Origin of the sequence: Wenzhouxiangella sediminis (genome assembly GCF_003410055.1) — a bacterium.
Lineage (GTDB): Bacteria > Pseudomonadota > Gammaproteobacteria > Xanthomonadales > Wenzhouxiangellaceae > Wenzhouxiangella > Wenzhouxiangella sediminis.
On sequence record NZ_QUZK01000035.1, the window covers coordinates 37828 to 55576 of the forward strand.

The following is a 17749-nucleotide window of genomic DNA, read 5'->3' on the forward strand; positions in this document are numbered from 1 at the left end:
GGCGCCTATCGGCTGTAGCCGAGCTCGTCGAGGGCGCCTTCGTCGTCCATCCAGTCCGCGCGGGTCTTGACGTGCAGTTCGAGATGAACACGCTCGCCGAGCAGCTCGGCAATCTGGTGCCGGGCGCGGGTGCCGACGCGCTTGAGCACCTGGCCCGACTTGCCGATGACCATGCCCTTGTGGCGATCGCTGGCCACCAGGATCAGTCCGTCGATCTCGACGCGTCGCGGCGTGCGCTCGAAACGCTCGATCACCACCGTCACGCCATAGGGGATCTCCTGGTGAAGCTGGAGCATGAGCTGCTCGCGAATCAACTCGGCGGCCAGGAATCGTTCCGACTTGTCGGTGAACAGGTCGGGGTCGAAGATCGGCTCGGCTTCGGGCAGATGCCGGAAGACTTCATCGAGCAGGTCGTCGAGTCCCTTTTTCTTCTCTGCCGACACATAGACGACGGCATCGAAATCGACCTCCTCGCTCAACTGCGCGGTCTTCTCGAGGAGGCTGGCGCGGTCGGCAAGCAAGTCGATCTTGTTGAACGCGAGGATCTTCGGCACCTCGAGCTGGGCCACCATATCGAGCACCATCCGGTCCTCGTCCGTCCAGCGCATGGCGTCGACGAGCATGACGACCAGGTCCACGCCCTGACGCGTGTCGGCCGCGATCCGGTTCAGGCGGCGATTGAGCGCGTGATCGCGCCGACGATGCAGGCCCGGGGTATCGACGAACACCGCCTGGCCGGCGTCGCGGGTCACGATGCCGGTGATGCGGTGGCGCGTGGTCTGCGGCTTGTGCGTGACGATGGCGACGCGTTCGCCGACCAGAGCGTTGAGCAATGTCGACTTGCCGGCGTTCGGGCGGCCCAGGAGAGCCACGTATCCACTGTGCTTCAATGACATGTCCGGATCAGGAATCAGTTGCTGTTTGAACTCGCCGCCGGGCGCGGGTTGCCCGACTCGAGCAGGCTCAGGAGGTTTTCGTGCATCAGGCGCGCGGCCGCCTGCTCGGCCTTGCGGCGGCTTCCCGCCTCGGCGCGAACCGGCTCGGCCAGGTTACCGGCACTGCACTCGACCTCAAATCGCTTGGCATGGTCGGCGCCCGACTCGGAAATCACGCTGTAGACCGGCAACTCATAACCCCGCCCCTGCAGCAACTCCTGAAGGCGCGTCTTGGGGTCCTTGAGGCTGTCGGCATCCGGCAGATCGGCGAGACGTTCGGCAAACAACTCCCTGAGTACCCGGCGGGCGGCCTCGAATCCCCCGTCGAGATAGATGGCGCCGATGATCGCCTCGACCACATCCGCCAGGATGGACTCCCTGAGAAATCCGCCGCTCTTGAGCTCGCCGCCCCCCAGGCGCAGGTAATCGCCGAGATTCAACTCCCTGGCGAGCCGCGCCAGGGTGACGTCTCGCACCAGGCGGGATCTCAGCCGGCTGAGGTCCCCTTCCGCGGCATGCGGTCTCTGGTGGAAGAGCTGCTCGGCAATGACCATGCTCAGGAGACTGTCGCCGAGAAACTCCAGGCGTTCGTAATGGCGGGGGCCGAAACTGCGATGCGTCAGGGCCTGCTGGAGCAGGCCCGCGTCACCGAACCGGTAGTCGATACCGGGAATTCGATCCAGGCGTTCAGTTCCGGAGGGGTTCGGCACTGTTGAATCGCACGATCGCGTCGATGTTGCCGATGAGGTGCTGTTGCACGTCGTACTTGACTACGATCCTGACCTGATCGGCCCGCTCGATCGTGATGTGCTGGGGCTCGACGTGATCAATGTAGCTGACACTCATTCGCCGCAGCAGCTCTCTCCGAATCGTGTTGGGGGGCTTGTTGGCCGACCCCGGCTGCGAAGCGACTGCCTTCACCTCGCTCATCACCGACATGTGATTGAGGTAGATGGGCACGAGCTTGATGCCGATATAGGTAAAAAACAGAACCAGGACGAGAATGAAGATGAAGCCGAGCAGGCTCAATCCACGCTGGTTTTGCAGTGATTTCATTATTCCAGGTCCCTCTGGTTTCGGTGCCCCCCGGTTCATTCGATTCTATCACCGATTCGGCTGAAGTCGACACAGCCCCGCGAGCAGTCCCAGTGCATCCAGATACGAACGGCCTTGCCGACCAGGTTCTCTTCCGGCACGAAGCCCCAGGAACGGCTGTCGAGCGACTGATCGCGGTTGTCGCCCATCACGAAGTAATGCCCCTCGGGTACGGTGACCGACTCGAAGCGCCCGTTGGGGCGGCTCGGATAGATCACGACGGGATGCGGGTCTTCGGTCAGGTACTCGAGGCGCTTGACCGGATCGGTGCCCGGACGGTTGCGGTTGAGCCCCACGCCTTCCCAGCGACCGGCGGGCTCCTGCTCGACCGGCTCGCCGTTGATGTAGAGCACCTTGTTGCGGTAGGTGATCGTGTCGCCGGGAAGGCCGACGACTCGCTTGATGTAGTTGACGCGCTCGTCTTCGGGAAAACGGAAGACGATCACATCGCCGCGCTCTGGATCACCGGTTTCCAGGATCTTGCTGTTGAGCACCGGCAACCGAAGACCATAGGCGTACTTGTTGACGACGATGAAATCACCGATCCACAGGGTCGGGATCATCGAGCCGGAAGGAATCTTGAACGGCTCGAACAGGAAAGAGCGAAAGACCAGCACCAGCAACAGTACGGGAAAGAGCGAGCCGACGACTTCGACGGTCTTGTGCGCGCCCTCGGGCTCTTCTTCATGGGCCTGACGGCGCCGGAAGTAGTAACGCTCGATCAACCAGAACACGGCGGTAACCAACGTCAGCACCGTCAGGATGAGTGCGAAATCCAGATGCATCGTTCTATTTCTCCGAATCGGTTCGCAGCACGGCCAGGAAGGCCTCCTGCGGAATCTCGATCTTGCCGACCGATTTCATGCGGCGCTTGCCGGCCTTCTGCTTCTCGAGCAGCTTGCGCTTGCGCGAGACGTCACCGCCGTAGCATTTGGCGGTCACGTTCTTGCGGTAGGCCTTGACCGTCGAGCGCGCGATGACATGCGAGCCGATCGCGGCCTGGATCGCCACATCGAACATCTGGCGAGGGATCAACTCACGCATGCGATCGGCCAGCTCGCGGCCGCGGCGCTCGGCCTGGTCACGATGCACGATCGTAGACAGGGCGTCCACCTTTTCGCCGTTGATCAGCAGGTCCAGACGCACGAACGGCCCGGCCTCGTAGCGCAGGAAATCGTACTCGAAGGAGGCGAAGCCGCGGCTGACCGACTTGAGGCGGTCGAAGAAGTCCATGACCACTTCCGACATCGGCAGGGCGTAGCTGAGCTGCACCTGGCCGCCGAGAAAGCGCATGTCGCGCTGCTCGCCGCGCTTTTCCTCGCACAGGCCGATGACGCCGCCGACATAGTCCTGCGGCACGAGGATATTGGCCAGGATCACCGGCTCGCGAATCTCGGAGATCTTGTTGGCCGGCGGCAGTCCGGCCGGATTGTCCAGCGAAACGATCTCGCCGTCGGTCATCTCGAGTTCGTAGATCACCGTCGGCGCGGTCGTGATCAGGTCGAGATCGTACTCGCGCTCGAGGCGTTCCTGCACGATCTCCATGTGCAGCATGCCGAGAAAGCCGCAACGAAAACCGAAGCCCAGGGCCATGGAGGTCTCGGGCTCGAACTGAAGCGCCGAATCGTTGAGCTGCAGCTTCTCGAGCGCTTCGCGCAGGTCGGGATAGTCCGAGGCGTCGATCGGGAACACGCCGGCAAAAACGCGGGGTTTGAGCGGCTTGAAGCCGGGCAAGGGCTTGTCGGCGGGCGTACGCGCGCTGGTGATGGTATCGCCCACGGGAGCGCCGTGGACTTCCTTGATGCCGGCGGAGATGAATCCGACCTGTCCGCAGCCCAGCGTGTCGCGCGGGCGCCGCTTGGGCGTGAAAATCCCGATCTGGTCGGCCTGGTGCTCGTCACCCGACGACATCACACGAATCTTCTCGCCCTTCTTCAGCCGTCCCTCCTTGATGCGAACCAGCGAATTGACGCCCAGGTAGTTGTCGAACCAGGAGTCGACGATCAGCGCCTTCAGCGGCGCGTCGGATTTGTCCTCCGGCGGCGGAATCCGGCGAACCAGGGCCTCGAGGATCTCGCGCACGCCCTCGCCCGTCTTGGCGCTGACCAGCAGCGCATCGGAGGCATCGATGCCGATGATGTCCTCTATCTGGTGCTTGACGCGCTCGGGATCGGCTGCCGGCAGGTCGATCTTGTTGATGACCGGAATCACTTCCAGGCCCTGTTCGACAGCCGTGTAGCAATTGGCGACGCTCTGCGCCTCAACGCCCTGCGCGGCGTCGACGACGAGCAGCGCGCCCTCGCAGGCGGCCAGGGAACGCGAGACCTCGTAGGAAAAGTCGACGTGCCCCGGCGTGTCGATGAAATTGAGCTGGTAGACCTGCCCGTCGTCGGCGTGGTAGTCCAGCGTCACGCTCTGGGCCTTGATGGTGATGCCCCGCTCACGCTCGAGATCCATGGAATCGAGCACCTGTTCGGCCATCTCCCGCTCGGTGAGGCCCTCGCAGGCCTGGATGAAACGATCGGCCAGCGTCGACTTGCCGTGGTCGACGTGAGCGATGATCGAAAAGTTGCGGATGTGGCGGGTGTTGTTCATGGATCCTTCGCGGCTGCGCAATCAGATCGCCCCCGCGGGTCACGGGGGCGATCACGGGTCAAAGAGCGGGGATTATACCGGCCCGACCGGTCCGGAGACCAATCGCATCACTCCCCGCCGCCGTTTTCCGGCCGGTAGGCCAGGAATGCGGTGGCGCCATTGGCCTGCTGGACGAGCAGCGCAACGGTACGCTCGGGCTCGATGCCTTCGACGATCTCGTTGAAGTCGCCCATGTCGCCGACCGGCTGGTTGTTGATCATCAGGATCAACTGGCCGCGGCGGATGCCGGCACGATAGGCGTTGTCGCTCTCGACCTCGGCGATCAGGACACCGCCTTCGGGGTCTCCGTAGCGATTGCGAAGGTCGTCGGTCAGCGGCTCCACGATCAGCCCGAGGGCATTGGAGGGCTCCACGGCGCCTTCACCGTCGCTGCCGGTTTCGACGGCATCGGCCTCGCGTTCACCCAGGGTGACCTCGACCGTCTGCCTTTCGCCCCAGCGCCAGATCGTCATTTCGGCCTCCGTCCCCGGACGCTCCATACCCACCAGCGGCGGCAGTTCGGAATGCTGATCGATGGGCGTGCCGTTGAATGCAAGGATGACGTCGCCGACCTCGATACCGGCCTCTTCGGCCGGGCTGCCGGGCTCGACCCGGTTGATCAGCGCGCCGGTCGGACGCTCCAGCCCCAGTGCATCGGCCTGTTCGCGGCTGACCGCCTGCAGCTGCACGCCGAGGAAGCCGCGCGCGACGCGGCCGGTGTCGAGCAACTGCCCGATGGAGTTCTGCGCCACCTCGCTGGGGATCGAGAACGAAAGGCCGATATTGCCGCCATGCGAACTCAGGATCCAGGAATTGATGCCGACCACCTTGCCGTCGGTGCTGATCAGGGGGCCGCCGGAGTTGCCGCGATTGATCGCCACATCGGTCTGGATGAACGGCACGTACTGCTGTTGCGCGCCCTGGCTTCGGCCCTTGGCGCTGACGATGCCGGCGGTGACCGACTGTTCGAACTGAAACGGCGAGCCGATGGCGATGACCCATTCTCCCGGCTTGAGATCGTCGGTCGACCCGAACTCCAGCGTGGGCAGGTCTTCGGCCGGAATGCGCAGGACGGCAATGTCGGTTTCGGCATCCGAGCCCACCAGCTCGGCCTCGAATTCGCGCCGGTCGGAGAGCCGGACGATGATCTCGTCGGCCCCGTCGATGACGTGGTGGTTGGTGATCACCAGGCCGTCGGATTCGAGGATGAAGCCGGAACCCCCGCCCATGCGGTCGGGCTGACCGCGGCGACCGTAGGGTTCGTCGAAGAAGCGCCGGAAGAACTCGGGCATGTCCTCGGGCATCCGCCGATCATTCTCGGGCGCCTCGTCCGGCCGCGTCCCGAAACGCGTGGTTTCGATGTTGACCACGGCCGGAATCGAGTCCTCGACCAGGCCGGTGAAGTCCGGCTGCGCCAGCACCGGCTGGACGAGCAGCACCAGAATCAGAGTCGCGAACGGTTTGAAGGTTCTGTGCATGATGAGCAATCCTTTTGCTGTTGCTAGCTGAAGGAAGAGTTGGTGTCGCCTCGAGTGCATGACAAGCGCTCGAGCGCAGGATTCAACACGGGTCGCGCGCCGCGGGCCAGCAACCGCGCAACGGCGAGGAAAGCCACCAGACCGGCCGCCAGCGCGCCCGCGTCTTGCCCCGGCCGGCCGCCCATGGCCACGTGCCCGGCGACCACGCCCGCCAGAAATCCGAGCAAGGGCAGGCCGTAGTGCACGGCCGCTGCGAACGCCAGCTGACGGGGCTCGAGTCCGACACGCACCCAGTCACCGCAGGAAACCGGCAGGCTTCCGGGCAAGGTCACGCACGTCGCCCGACGGCTGAACAGGCGCGCGAACACACCCGCGCCGCATCCTTCCCCCCGCGCGCACCGCTCGCATTCTTCCGGCGCCGAGAACAGCAGGGTCAGACGCTCCGCATCGATGGAGACGACACGTGCGAGCTGCCAGATCATGGCGCCGGGTCAGCGACGCGACGGCAGGCGACTCGTGCGGCGGAGCTGACGACCGACGAACTCGACCGTCGCCGCGGGCACCTCGCCGACGACGGTGAACAGCCTGCCGCCGCTCTGGGTCGTGTAGACGTGAACCGGACCCATGGTCTCGACCCGGCCGGCCATCGTCTCCTCACCGGCCCGCTCGATATAGATGGAAAAGCTCGACAGTCCGTCGCTGTAAAGGAGGTGATCGAATTCAGCCCCCCCGGCGCCGCGCCCCTGGCCGGCGTTGACCAGCCGGAATCCGCGCGGCACGCGCGGGCTGACCGGCACGGGTCCGACACTCGATCCTGCAGAGTGGATCGATTCGTCGATCGACTCGGTGGTGAACTGCTGGCCGACCAGCTCGGGCTCGAGCTCGGCGTCGGAAATGTTCGCGCCCAGCTCCAGCGAGGTGAAGGACAACTGCTGGAGTTGGCGGCCGTCGTGATCAATGAGCGCATAGCGCAGGAGCATGCCCGTGCGTTCCTCCAGCCACAGGCGCGACCCATAGCGATAGGCGTCACGCGGCTGGATGTGGATGATGCGCGCCATCATGCCGGCCACGCGTTCTCGGCCACCCATTGTCATCCGGTATCCGGACTCGGGACCGAGCAGGCGGTTGACCGGCAGCGAAGGAAGCAGACGCCCGGCCAACTGGCTCTCGAGCATCATCGGTTCGTCGCCTGGCAGGACGCAGCGCACACTGTCGCCCTCCCTGAGAACTTCCCGCGGCACACCATCGACCGAGTAGATCCTTTCCCGCACACCGTCCTCGTCGGCGCGGTGGATGATCCTCAGCGTATCGACTTCGCCATTGCGCACGTTGACCAGGGTGCCGCGGTAGTCGAGGGTCTCGACCGCGCGCGACATGCGATCCAGCCAGCGCTGGACCGTCTCCTCGGCCCTTGCCGGCGCGGCCAGCGTGGCAGCCGCGATCAGTACCGCCAGCATCCAGCGAAGTTCGGGAATGCGCATCGATTCAGGGTTCGCCCACGCGGGCGTCGGCTTCCGAAGCGGTCGGCTCACCCTGCCGCTCGTCTTCGTTCATGTCGGTCACGATGGGCACCCATGAGACGAAGCCGGTGCTGCCGGCCGCCTGATGGTGACGCATCACGTAGCCGCTGATGCGCTGCCGCTGGGCGCGGCGATCCTCGGAGTAGCTGACCGGCACCGCCGATTGCGTGAACGGCTTGTCCAGTTCGGTCGGACGGCTGACGAAGCCGGGCTCGTCGCCTTGGAGCGAAGCGGCGCCCTGCTGTTCGAGCATGCTGGAGTTGATACCCACAATGGCCATCACCGCCACGCTCGCGGCAATTGCGCCGCCCGCGACGGGCCGCAGAAGCCGGGCCGGAAGGCTTCTGCTGGGGACCGGCTCGGCATCCAGGGCGGCGGATACCCGGGCCACCAGGTCGCCGGTGGCGAGCTTTTCCTGGTGCAGACAGGCCCTGACCGCGTGCATGCGATTCCAGCTGGCCTTCATGTCGGCATCGCCGGCCAGGCGTCTCAGCAGGAACTTGCGTCCTTTCCGGTCCAGCTCACCGTCCATCAGGCTCGACAGGTTTTCCCGGCTCGATTCACTCATGTGTCAGCACTTCCTATTGGTTGTCCAGCAGCGGCCGAAGCCGCGCGTCGATGGCCTCTCGGGCCCTGAAGATTCTCGACCGGACCGTGCCGATCGGGCAGTCCATGGTCTTGGCGATGTCTTCGTAACTCATGCCGTCGAGTTCTCGAAGGGTAATGGCGACCCGCAAGTCCTCGGGCAGGTCCGCGATCGCCTGGTGGATCGTCTCTTCGATTTCGGCCCGCAGCACGTCGTGCTCGGGCGAATCCTGCTCCTTGAGACGCGAATCCACCTGGAATTGTTCCGCATCCGTTGCGTCAACGTCGGATTGCGGCGGTCGCCGGCTCTGGGCGACGAGGTGATTCTTGGCCGTGTTGATGGCAATCCGGTACAGCCACGTGTAGAACGCGCTGTCGCCGCGAAAACGGCCGATTGCTCGATAGGCCTTGATGAATGCTTCCTGGGCCACGTCCATGGCTTCGGCATGGTCGGTTACATAGCGGGAAATCAGGCTGACGATCTTGTGCTGGTATTTGCCGACCAGCAGGTCGAAAGCCGACTTGTCACCGCTCTGTACACGCTCTACCAGTTCTTGATCGACTTCCCGCTCGCCCATCGGGGCATTTCCTGTCCTTGCATAGGCGACCGGGCTCACGCTGGAACTAGACCATGGCCCGGCCGGATAGTTTCATGAATCGTCGGAGAATATCATGGCGCGGGTCTGACCTGCCCGGCGCAGGATGCGATAATACTCCGTTTTCCAAGTGGACAAATCTCAGGAGAAAGCGGTCATGAGCGATCACAAGCAACTTCTCGAACGCCTCGGACTCAAGGACATCAATCCGGGCGCCTGTTTCGGGCCCGGCCAGCATGCGCCGGTACGCGAGGACAACCTCGTGGAGTCGATCAACCCCACCGACGGTAGCGTCATCGCCCGCGTCAGCGGCGCCTCCGTGGAGGACTACGAGAAGGTCATCAAGACCGCCCAGGAAGCCGCGCTGGCCTGGCGCCAGGTGCCGGCCCCGGAACGCGGCAACGCCGTGCGGCTGGTCAACGACGCCCTGCGCGACTACAAGGACGCACTCGGCTCGCTGGTTTCGCTGGAAATGGGCAAGATCAAGCCCGAGGGCGACGGCGAGGTCCAGGAAATGATCGACATCGGCGATTTCGCCCTGGGCCAGTCGCGCATGCTCTACGGTAACACCATGCACTCCGAGCGCCCCGGCCACCGCCTCTACGAGCAATGGCACCCGCTCGGCGTGGTCGGCGTGGTCACCGCCTTCAATTTCCCGGTCGCCGTCTACGCCTGGAACGCCTTCATCTCGGCCATCTGCGGCAACGCCACCATCTGGAAGCCGAGCCCGAAGGGCGTGCTGTGCTGCTCGGCCGTGCAGAACATCATCAACGAGGCCCTGGCCGACACCGACTATCCGCCGGTGTTCACCTCTTTCATGGAGCCGACCAACGACCTGGCCGCGCGCTTCATCGACGACGAGCGCGTCAACCTGCTGTCGTTCACCGGCTCGAGCAAGGTCGGCCGCATGGTCGGCGAGCGCGTCGCCGCGCGTATGGGCAAGAGCCTGCTGGAACTCGGCGGCAATAACGCCATCATCATGGACGAATCCGCCGACATCAAGCTGGCGGTCCCCGCCGTCGTCTTCGGCGCCGTCGGCACGGCCGGCCAGCGCTGCACGACCACGCGCCGCCTGTTCGTCCACGAGTCGATCTACGACCAGACGGTCGAGGCCCTGGTCAATGCCTACGGCCAGGTGCGCATCGGCGACCCCCTCGACGAAAACACCCTGATGGGCCCGTTGACCGGTGAGCAGGCTGTCGACAGCTTCCTCGACGCCGTCAAGCGCGCCAAGGAAGCCGGCGGCAAGGTGCTGACCGGCGGCAATCGCGTCAACCGGGAAGGCTTCTTCGTCGAGCCGACCATCATCGAGGCCGAGAACCACTGGGACATCGTCCAGGAAGAAACTTTTGCCCCCATCCTCTACGTGATGAAGTTCAGCGACATCGAGGACGCGGTGAGAATGCAGAACGACGTCCGCCAGGGCCTGAGTTCGTCGATCTTCACCACCGACCTGCGCAACGCCGAGTACTACCTGTCGCACCAGGGCTCGGACTGCGGCATTTCGAACGTCAACATCGGCACCTCGGGTGCGGAGATCGGCGGCGCCTTCGGCGGCGAGAAGGAAACCGGCGGCGGCCGCGAGTCCGGTTCCGACGCCTGGAAGGCCTACATGCGCCGGCAGACCAACACCATCAACTGGTCGAAGGAAATGCCGCTGGCCCAGGGCATCAAGTTCGAACTGTGAGCCCAGCAAGTTTTCAGGTTGAAGGTTTCAGGTTTCAGGAAAGGGGCCAGTTGCTTCCTTCCTGGAGCCTGAAACCTGAAACCTGAAACCTGGAACCTCCGATGTACCAATGGCTCCGCAACGGCCTTTTCCTCCTTCCCCCGGAGACGGCCCATGATGTCGCGCTGAACGCGCTTTCGGCCGGCAGGCTGATCGGCCTGCCGCGCCTGATGGGCGGGAGGCCCGAGTCCAAGCCCGTCGAATTGATGGGACTGACCTTTCCCAACCCGGTCGGTCTGGCCGCCGGCCTGGACAAGAACGGCGATCACATCGACGCGCTGGGCGATCTCGGTTTCGGCTTCATCGAGGTCGGCACGGTTACCCCGAAGCCGCAACCGGGCAATCCCAAGCCGCGCATGTTCCGCCTGTCCGAGCACCAGGCCCTGATCAACCGGCTGGGTTTCAACAACAAGGGCGTCGACCACCTGGTCGACCGCCTCGAGCAGCGGAAATTCGGCGGGATCGTCGGCGCCAATATCGGCAAACAGAAAGAAACCCCGGTCGAGCGCGCAACCGATGATTATCGGTATTGCCTCGAGAAGGTCTTCGCCCACTGCGACTACGTGACGGTCAACATCTCTTCGCCCAACACGGCCAACCTGCGCGAACTGCAGGATACCGGTCGCTTGCGTGAGCTGCTGTCCGAACTGAAACGGAGCCGCGATCGACTCTCCGAAGAACACGGCGCCCACCGACCGCTACTGGTCAAGATTGCGCCGGACTGGGACGAACAGGCGTTGGCGGAATCGCTGAAAGTCATTGGCCAATCGGGTATCGACGGACTGATCACGACGAATACGACGCTCGATCGCACTGCGGTAAACGGGCACCCGCATTCCAACGAGGTCGGGGGCCTCAGCGGCGCCCCGTTGAAGTCACGAGCCGATCATGTGTTGCGATTTGCACGGCGCGTGCTCGGTCGCGACTTTCCGATCATCGGGCTGGGCGGCATCACCCGGGGCGCCGACGCAGCCGACAAGCAGCGCGCCGGCGCCGACCTCGTTCAGGTCTACACCGGTTTCATCTACCGCGGGCCGACCCTTATCCGGGAGTGTATCCGCGCCTGGGATGGCGATGGTTTCGCAGACCACGCCTGAAGTCTTAAGTGACGCCGACCTGACGGGCCTGAGCACGTTCGGACTGCCAGCCCGCGCGGCCGAGCTGGTCTGCCTCGAATCGCCCGAGCAACTCGCCGAGCTGCCCTCATCGACCAGGCCGGAACTGATCATCGGCGGCGGCTCCAATACCGTTTTCGTCGCCGACTTCCCCGGCCGGGTTCTCCTGAACCGAATGCGGGGTGTGCGCATGACGCCCCGGGGCGATGATGTCCTCGTTTCCGCGGCGGCAGGAGAGAACTGGCATGCGCTGGTGCGACGCTGCCTGGACAAGGGGCTGCACGGCATCGAGAACCTGGTCATGATCCCCGGGTCCGTGGGAGCGGCGCCAATGCAGAACATCGGCGCTTACGGCGTGGAACTGGCCGATGTCTTCGAGTCGCTCGAAGCGCTCGACCGCAAGAACGGCAAGCGAGTCACCCTCTCTCGCGAGGATTGCCGCTTCGGATACCGGGACAGTCGCTTCAAGTCCGCCGATCGCGGCCGGTTCATCATCTGCGAAATCACGCTGCGGCTGACCCGGCGCTTCGAGCCCGCAACCGACTACGCCAGCCTGGCCGCCGAACTGGCCAAGCGGCGCATCGGCGCTCCGAATCCACGCCAGCTGACGGCTGCGGTGATGCGCCTGAGACGCCACCGCCTTCCCGATCCAAGACGACTGGCCAACGCCGGCAGTTTCTTCAAGAACCCGATTGTCGATGATGAGACCGCCAACCGACTGATCGCCGAACACCCTGACCTGCCGCATTGGCGCTTACCCGGCGGCGGCACCAAGCTCGCCGCCGCCTGGTTGATCGAAAGCCTGGGCTGGAAGGGGCGCTCGATGGGCCGGGTTGGCGTATACGCCCATCACGCCCTGGTGCTGGTCAACCACGGCGGCGCCACGACAGCCGAACTGATGGCCTTGGTCACCGCCATCACCGACTCGGTCGAGGCCCGCTTCGGACTGACCCTCGAGCCGGAACCCCAACTGGTGGGCTAGCCCGGTCAGTCGGCGCTCGCAAGCGGCGAGGGCTTGGAGTAGCATGACGCGATTCCATTGCATCGAGAGCGAGAGCCTTCCCATGTCGAAGATCAGAAGATTCTGCACCACCCTCGGCGCGGCTGGCCTGGTGGCCATGAGTGCGGCTGCCCAGGCCGGTGTAGGCGCCTCCGGATGCGACGACCTCAGCGGCATCGCAGAAACCCCGATGGTCGATTTCCAGAGCCAGATCCAACCCATCTTTGACAACAGCTGCACGGGTTGTCACGGCGCATCGGGGCCGGCCGGCCTGGACCTCCGCCCCGGAGAGTCCTACGGCAATCTGGTGGGCGTGATCAGTACGACCAATACGAGCCGACTGCGCGTGGAACCCTTCAGCCCCGAAAGCAGCGCCCTTTTCCTCGCCGTCAACTGCGACGCTCCGGCCGGGCCCGGCTTTCGCATGCAAGGCACCGATGCCCAGCAGCGCGCGCTCATCCGCGACTGGATCGCTCAGGGCGCGCTGGCCGAGCCGGCCGGTGCGCCCGAGCCGATTGCCGTCCCTGTGGACGGCCACTGGGCACGGGTCCTGCTGACGATCATGCTCCTGCTCACCGGCCTGAATCTCGTTCGAGCGACCCGACCGTGATGGCATGACAGGATTCCGGGCGGGAATGCGCTTGCTTGTGCAGGTCATTCCCGAATCCCGGAGTCCACAGCATGCAGTCCTTCTCAGGCTTTTCCAGCGCAGGCCGGCTCGCCGCCCTGCCGATTCTCTTCGCGCTCTTCCTGATGGTTTCGCCGCCAGCCGACTGCGGCGAAGGGAGCGATCGAGTGTTCGCATCGGCCTTCAGCGAAGACATTCACCCCCTCTTTCCCAGTTCGGGCGGCACGGTCGACTGGCCGGACTACGGACTGTCCGACCGGCTGCAGTGGGTGATCGACGAGCTGGCGGCTTCGGAAACGACGAGCCTGGCGGAAATCCAGGCCAGGTTCTCGGGGGGCTTCGACCAGCCCGGGCTGGTCTCGTTCTTCAACGACGTACTTCGACCGCAGTTTCCCGACGCTGTCGTGGTCGATGTCGTGGGCGTCTCACCGACCCGCGCCACCGTCGTCATCGACGGCGACAATCCGGCGTCCGAACTGGGCTATCTGAACCTGTGGACCCAGTATGCGGGCAGCGGCCTGATCACCTACTTCAGCGTCGGCAACTTCTCCGGATCAGTCCAGTTTCCCGGCGACCAGTACTTGACGCTCGGCGAGGCGGCCGACCACTTCCAGGGACTCACTCCCGCCAACAGTCTCTACATCGGAAGGATCGACAGCCAGGGACAATGCTCGCCCGTGCTCCAGCGGGAGGCACAGACGCCGCGGGCGCTGGGCTCGATCTTCAAGATGTGGGTGCTGGCCGCCGTCGCGCAACGCCTGGCCGACGGCCTCTCGAACCCGCAGGATCCGATTACCCTGGTCGCGGCCGAGCGCGCGGCCGGCGGCATCATCAACGAAGAGCCGCTGGGCACCAGCTTCAGCGTGGACCACATGGCCACCCTGATGATGGGCAACAGCGACAACACGAGCACCGACCACCTCCACGAGCTGGTCGGCCGCACGGCGATTGCCGGGCAGCTCGCCGATATCGGCGTCGAGAATCCCCAGCTCCTGCAGCCCTTCCTCAACATCAGCGAGCAGTTCCACGTGTTCACGCGCTTCGACCTGCCCACGGCACAGTCCTACGTGAGCGGTTCGCAGGCCTTCCGCGAACAATTCCTGAACGACGAGATCGTTCCGGAAGGGCCGTCCTACCCGATCGACTTTCCGTTCTTCCACGACGCCTTGCTGACCGAAGGGACCTGGCGCGCCACCGCAGAGGACATCTGCCGCACCCTGGCCAGCCTCCAGGGCCTGCCGAGGAACTCGTCGGCGTTCGAAGTCGTCGATCGCGCCATGGGGTCGCAGGCCGCCCAGCCGGGCGTCCGCAACGAGTGGGCACGAGTCTGGTACAAGGGCGGCAGCCTCGAGTCCGGCATCAGCGGCCTGCACGTGCTGACCCATGCCTGGCTGCTGCAGGCCGACGGCGCCTCGAGGCCCTGGGTCGTCGTGGCGCTGTCCAACAACGAGGCGGGAAACATCGACGCGATCGCGATCCAGTCCGTCACCTCCCGGATCCTCGAACTGGTCGCCGGAATGCCGGACTGAGGCGCGTGGTCGCTCAGGGCGGGTCGATTGGAACGACCCCGGTGATCCAGGGCTCGTGTCCCCGGCCCCAGCGAATCTCGACCCGATAGCGGGGCGGCGCGTCGATCGCGTTGCGTTGCTCGTCGGTCGCCTGCCGAAGCGCCTCGTGGAAGCGACGCGGCAGGTAGACCTCACCGGGCAGGAGCCGGCCGACGCGGCCGCGCAGCCGCAGGTCTTCACCCCGACCGTGCGGGGCGATGGCATGCATTCGCAGCAGGCCCCGCGTCACCACATGGCGCTCCGGGTTCGCGTAGCGATTCCGGAGCGCGTCGGCGTCGGTTCCGGCATCGACGGCGACCAGCCTGGATCCGGCCCTGAGAAGACGCTCCAGCCCGCTCCGGGCGGCTTCCACTTCGTGGCGGCTCGCCCCGCCGGCCGCCAGCTCCGATCGCAGCCGCTCCAGCCGCGAGCGCTGCTGGTCGAGCAGGGCTTCGAAGGCCGGGCCGTCGTATTCCAGCGCGACGAACAGCCGGCGCTCCTGCCCTCGCCAGTAGCGGCCATCGTCGCGATCGGCGGGCACGACATCGAAGCCCAGCTCCGCGAGTTTGCCCGCGTCCAGCCAGTCGTAGTCCTGGTCGGCCAGACGCAGCGACAGGGACACGCCGGTACTCTCCCGGTTCGACCAGCGGTCATGGGACAGGGCCAGTTCGCGCTCGGTCAATTCGAGCACCGACGCCGGCTGGCCCGAGCGATTCCAGGCCACGCCGACCAGCACCAGGGCGTTGGCTACGACCACCAGAGCGATGGCGAAGATCGACAGCCGAATCTTCATGACGCACCTCCGCCTCGCCGCAGCCGTCCCAGCACCAGCAGGAAGCCGACGGCAATCAGCCCCACGACGAGGAAAAACAGCCACTTGGGCAGCCAGTCCCACCACCAGTCGAAGACCTTGGTGTAGAGAAAGAGCAGGAAGAACGTGGCGCCCAGGTTGAAGAGCTTGTGCCAGCCGCGCCGAATGCCGAGCACGATCAACACCGCACTGCCGGCGAAGCCGAGCAACTGGTAACCCGCCTCGATCAGGGAAACCGACAGGGGGAGGAAACTCGCCCGCCCCCAGTGCGAGAGTATGAGCACGCTGACGAGAGCCACCAGCAGCCCGAACACGCGATAGACGTTCCGGAATTCGGGTCGGGGCAGCCCCCAGAACCAGCCCGGCAGCGTGATCAGCAGGCCGGCGATCAGGACGGTTTCCGGTCGCTCGCCGAACGACAGCCAGTAAAGGCCGCCCCAGGCACCGACGGTCGCCGACAGCCACGCGACGAGACTGACCAGGCCGGCGGTCAGCACCAGCTTCAGTCCCCAGGAGTAGGCCAGGATCAGCGCGAAGGCGGCCCACAGCAGAAACGCGTTGCGGCTGGGCACGAGATTGAAGGTCTGCCCCAAGACGGCGAGGTTCAGGACGAAACAGGCCACGGCCACCAGCGCCGCCAGGGACGTGAAGTAGCCGCTCCGCTCGCGGCGATGCACGACGCCGGCTAGCACGATCGCGGCGATAGGCGCAGCGACCAGCAGCACCACCTGCACCGGCACGTCGAGCAGCCCCCAGATCCGGTAGAAGAAGAAGAAAACGGCCGCCGAAAGCGCCAGGGCACCGATCAGAGAGGCGATCCTCATGCCCAGGGACAGGCGCTTGCGGGATTCGTCGACATCCACATCGAAGCGCTCGCGCAGCTCGGCCTCGATTGCAGCGTGGTAGTCGTCGATGCGCTGCCGATCGGCGTCACCAAGCGTCAGCACGCGCTCGCGCTCGAGGGCGGCCAGCTCTTCGCGAAAAGCGTGCACCCGATCGATTCGCGCCTGGGCGGCGCTACGGGTATCGGGGGCATCGGGCAGAGCACTCATGTGTTGATGATAGTGGTTTCAGGTATCAGGTAAAAAAAACGCCCCGGCAAATACCGGGGCGTCATTCGTTCGGATCAACTCGTCGGCTCGGCCGGAATTCAGGCCTCGAAGCGCGCCTTGAGCTTCTTCAGGGCCGCGGCCTCGAGCTGGCGGATTCGCTCGGCCGACACGTCGTACTTGTCGGCGAGTTCCTGCAGCGTGGTCTTCGGGTCCATCAGCCAGCGCGCCTGGATGATGTCGCGCGAGCGATCGTCGAGATTCTCGATCCCGTCGAACAGCAGGTTGTGGTGATGCTGCTCCCAGTCCTCGGCCTCGGCGGCTTCGTCCGGGGAAGCCGACAGGCCCTCGAGGTAGGCGGCCGGCGCCATGTAAGTGGATTCCTCGTCGTCGGTCGGCATGTCGAAGCCGACATCCTGGCCCGACAGGCGCGATTCCATTTCCATGACCACTTCGGGCTTGACGCCCAGGTCGTCGGCAACGGCATTCACCTCGGCCTGGTTGAGCCAGCCCAGACGCTTCTTCTGCTTGCGCAGGTTGAAGAACAGCTTGCGCTGCGCCTTGGTGGTGGCCACCTTGACGATGCGCCAGTTGCGCAGGATGAATTCGTGGATTTCGGCACGGATCCAGTGCACGGCGAACGACACCAGCCGCACGCCCTGGTCGGGGTCGAAGCGCTTGACGGCCTTCATCAGGCCGATATTGCCTTCCTGGATCAGGTCGCCGATCTGCAGACCGTAACCGGAGTAGCCCCGCGCCACGTGCACCACGAAGCGCAGGTGGGACATGACCAGCTGGCGGGCCGCGTCGAGGTCTTCCTCGTCGCGATAACGGCGCGCCAGGCCCTGCTCCTCCTCCAGCGTCAGCACCGGGATGCGGTTGACTTCCTGGATGTAGGCATCCAGCGAGCCGGTGCCGGCGGGCGCGAGCAGATGACTGGGTACGAGTTGCTTGGCCATGGATTCCTCCTTCGATTCACCGCAAATTATACCAAACGAGCCGTCGACTCTCTAAATCAGGATCGATTTGG

At 64.9% G+C, this 17749-nt stretch carries 18 protein-coding genes; 5 read left to right on the forward strand and 13 right to left on the reverse strand.

Translation table 11 applies throughout. The annotated features are described in order from the left end of the window. Positions 1-5 precede the first annotated feature (5 nt). The 10 genes from era to rpoE all read right to left on the reverse strand — a co-directional run bounded on the left by era (position 6) and on the right by rpoE (position 8825). Positions 6-896 (reverse strand): GTPase Era, encoded by an 891-nt coding sequence (era, locus tag DZC52_RS08020; RefSeq protein WP_116650614.1) that lies wholly within the window; start codon positions 894-896, stop codon positions 6-8. Positions 897-910: 14 nt separating this feature from the next. Then, the gene (gene rnc, locus DZC52_RS08025) at positions 911-1645 is read right to left on the reverse strand and encodes a ribonuclease III (RefSeq protein WP_116650615.1); all 735 of its coding nucleotides are present in this window, start codon (positions 1643-1645) and stop codon (positions 911-913) included. Then, positions 1623-1991 (reverse strand): DUF4845 domain-containing protein, encoded by a 369-nt coding sequence (locus tag DZC52_RS08030; protein ID WP_181918845.1) that lies wholly within the window; start codon positions 1989-1991, stop codon positions 1623-1625. The genes rnc and DZC52_RS08030 overlap by 23 nt, the downstream gene beginning before the upstream one ends. Positions 1992-2026: 35 nt before the next feature. After that, positions 2027-2815: a signal peptidase I gene (gene lepB / locus DZC52_RS08035; protein ID WP_116650617.1), complete on the reverse strand. Its 789-nt coding sequence runs from the start codon at positions 2813-2815 to the stop codon at positions 2027-2029. A 4-nt stretch (positions 2816-2819) separates the two neighbouring features. After that, positions 2820-4625, reverse strand: a complete 1806-nt coding sequence (gene lepA / locus DZC52_RS08040) for a translation elongation factor 4 (protein ID WP_116650618.1) — start codon at positions 4623-4625, stop codon at positions 2820-2822. 107 nt (positions 4626-4732) lie between these two features. After that, complete coding sequence (locus DZC52_RS08045; protein ID WP_181918846.1) at positions 4733-6142, reverse strand: DegQ family serine endoprotease; 1410 nt, start codon at positions 6140-6142, stop codon at positions 4733-4735. Positions 6143-6165: 23 nt separating this feature from the next. Beyond that, positions 6166-6624, reverse strand: coding sequence for a SoxR reducing system RseC family protein (locus DZC52_RS08050; protein WP_116650620.1), 459 nt, complete (start codon positions 6622-6624; stop codon positions 6166-6168). A 9-nt stretch (positions 6625-6633) separates the two neighbouring features. Next, the gene (locus tag DZC52_RS08055) at positions 6634-7623 is read right to left on the reverse strand and encodes a MucB/RseB C-terminal domain-containing protein (protein WP_116650621.1); all 990 of its coding nucleotides are present in this window, start codon (positions 7621-7623) and stop codon (positions 6634-6636) included. A gap of 4 nt (positions 7624-7627) precedes the next feature. Further along, a complete protein-coding gene (locus tag DZC52_RS08060; protein WP_116650622.1) occupies positions 7628-8230 on the reverse strand; it encodes a sigma-E factor negative regulatory protein in 603 nt (200 codons plus the stop codon). Between the two features lie 13 nt (positions 8231-8243). Further along, positions 8244-8825 (reverse strand): RNA polymerase sigma factor RpoE, encoded by a 582-nt coding sequence (gene rpoE / locus DZC52_RS08065; RefSeq protein ID WP_116650623.1) that lies wholly within the window; start codon positions 8823-8825, stop codon positions 8244-8246. A gap of 175 nt (positions 8826-9000) precedes the next feature. On the opposite strand from rpoE, the gene amaB reads away from it, so the two are divergent. From amaB to DZC52_RS08090, 5 genes are all read left to right on the forward strand, one after another. Continuing rightward, a complete protein-coding gene (amaB, locus tag DZC52_RS08070; protein ID WP_116650624.1) occupies positions 9001-10530 on the forward strand; it encodes an L-piperidine-6-carboxylate dehydrogenase in 1530 nt (509 codons plus the stop codon). 101 nt (positions 10531-10631) lie between these two features. After that, positions 10632-11666, forward strand: coding sequence for a quinone-dependent dihydroorotate dehydrogenase (locus tag DZC52_RS08075; RefSeq protein ID WP_116650625.1), 1035 nt, complete (start codon positions 10632-10634; stop codon positions 11664-11666). Continuing rightward, a complete protein-coding gene (gene murB, locus DZC52_RS08080) occupies positions 11638-12666 on the forward strand; it encodes a UDP-N-acetylmuramate dehydrogenase (protein WP_116650626.1) in 1029 nt (342 codons plus the stop codon). The genes DZC52_RS08075 and murB overlap by 29 nt, the downstream gene beginning before the upstream one ends. Before the next feature lie 82 nt (positions 12667-12748). Beyond that, positions 12749-13294: a hypothetical protein gene (locus DZC52_RS08085; RefSeq protein WP_116650627.1), complete on the forward strand. Its 546-nt coding sequence runs from the start codon at positions 12749-12751 to the stop codon at positions 13292-13294. A gap of 71 nt (positions 13295-13365) precedes the next feature. Next, entirely contained in the window at positions 13366-14841 is a 1476-nt protein-coding gene (locus DZC52_RS08090) for a serine hydrolase (RefSeq protein WP_116650628.1), read from the forward strand. 13 nt (positions 14842-14854) lie between these two features. Here DZC52_RS08090 and DZC52_RS08095 read toward each other — a convergent pair whose 3' ends face one another. From DZC52_RS08095 to rpoH, 3 genes are all read right to left on the reverse strand, one after another. Then, positions 14855-15652, reverse strand: coding sequence for a DUF4824 family protein (locus tag DZC52_RS08095; protein WP_116650629.1), 798 nt, complete (start codon positions 15650-15652; stop codon positions 14855-14857). Continuing rightward, positions 15649-16722, reverse strand: a complete 1074-nt coding sequence (locus DZC52_RS08100) for a DUF2157 domain-containing protein (protein ID WP_116650630.1) — start codon at positions 16720-16722, stop codon at positions 15649-15651. Before DZC52_RS08100 ends, DZC52_RS08095 begins: the two co-directional genes overlap by 4 nt. A 98-nt stretch (positions 16723-16820) precedes the next feature. Next, complete coding sequence (gene rpoH, locus DZC52_RS08105; RefSeq protein ID WP_116650631.1) at positions 16821-17678, reverse strand: RNA polymerase sigma factor RpoH; 858 nt, start codon at positions 17676-17678, stop codon at positions 16821-16823. Positions 17679-17749: the final 71 nt, after the last annotated feature.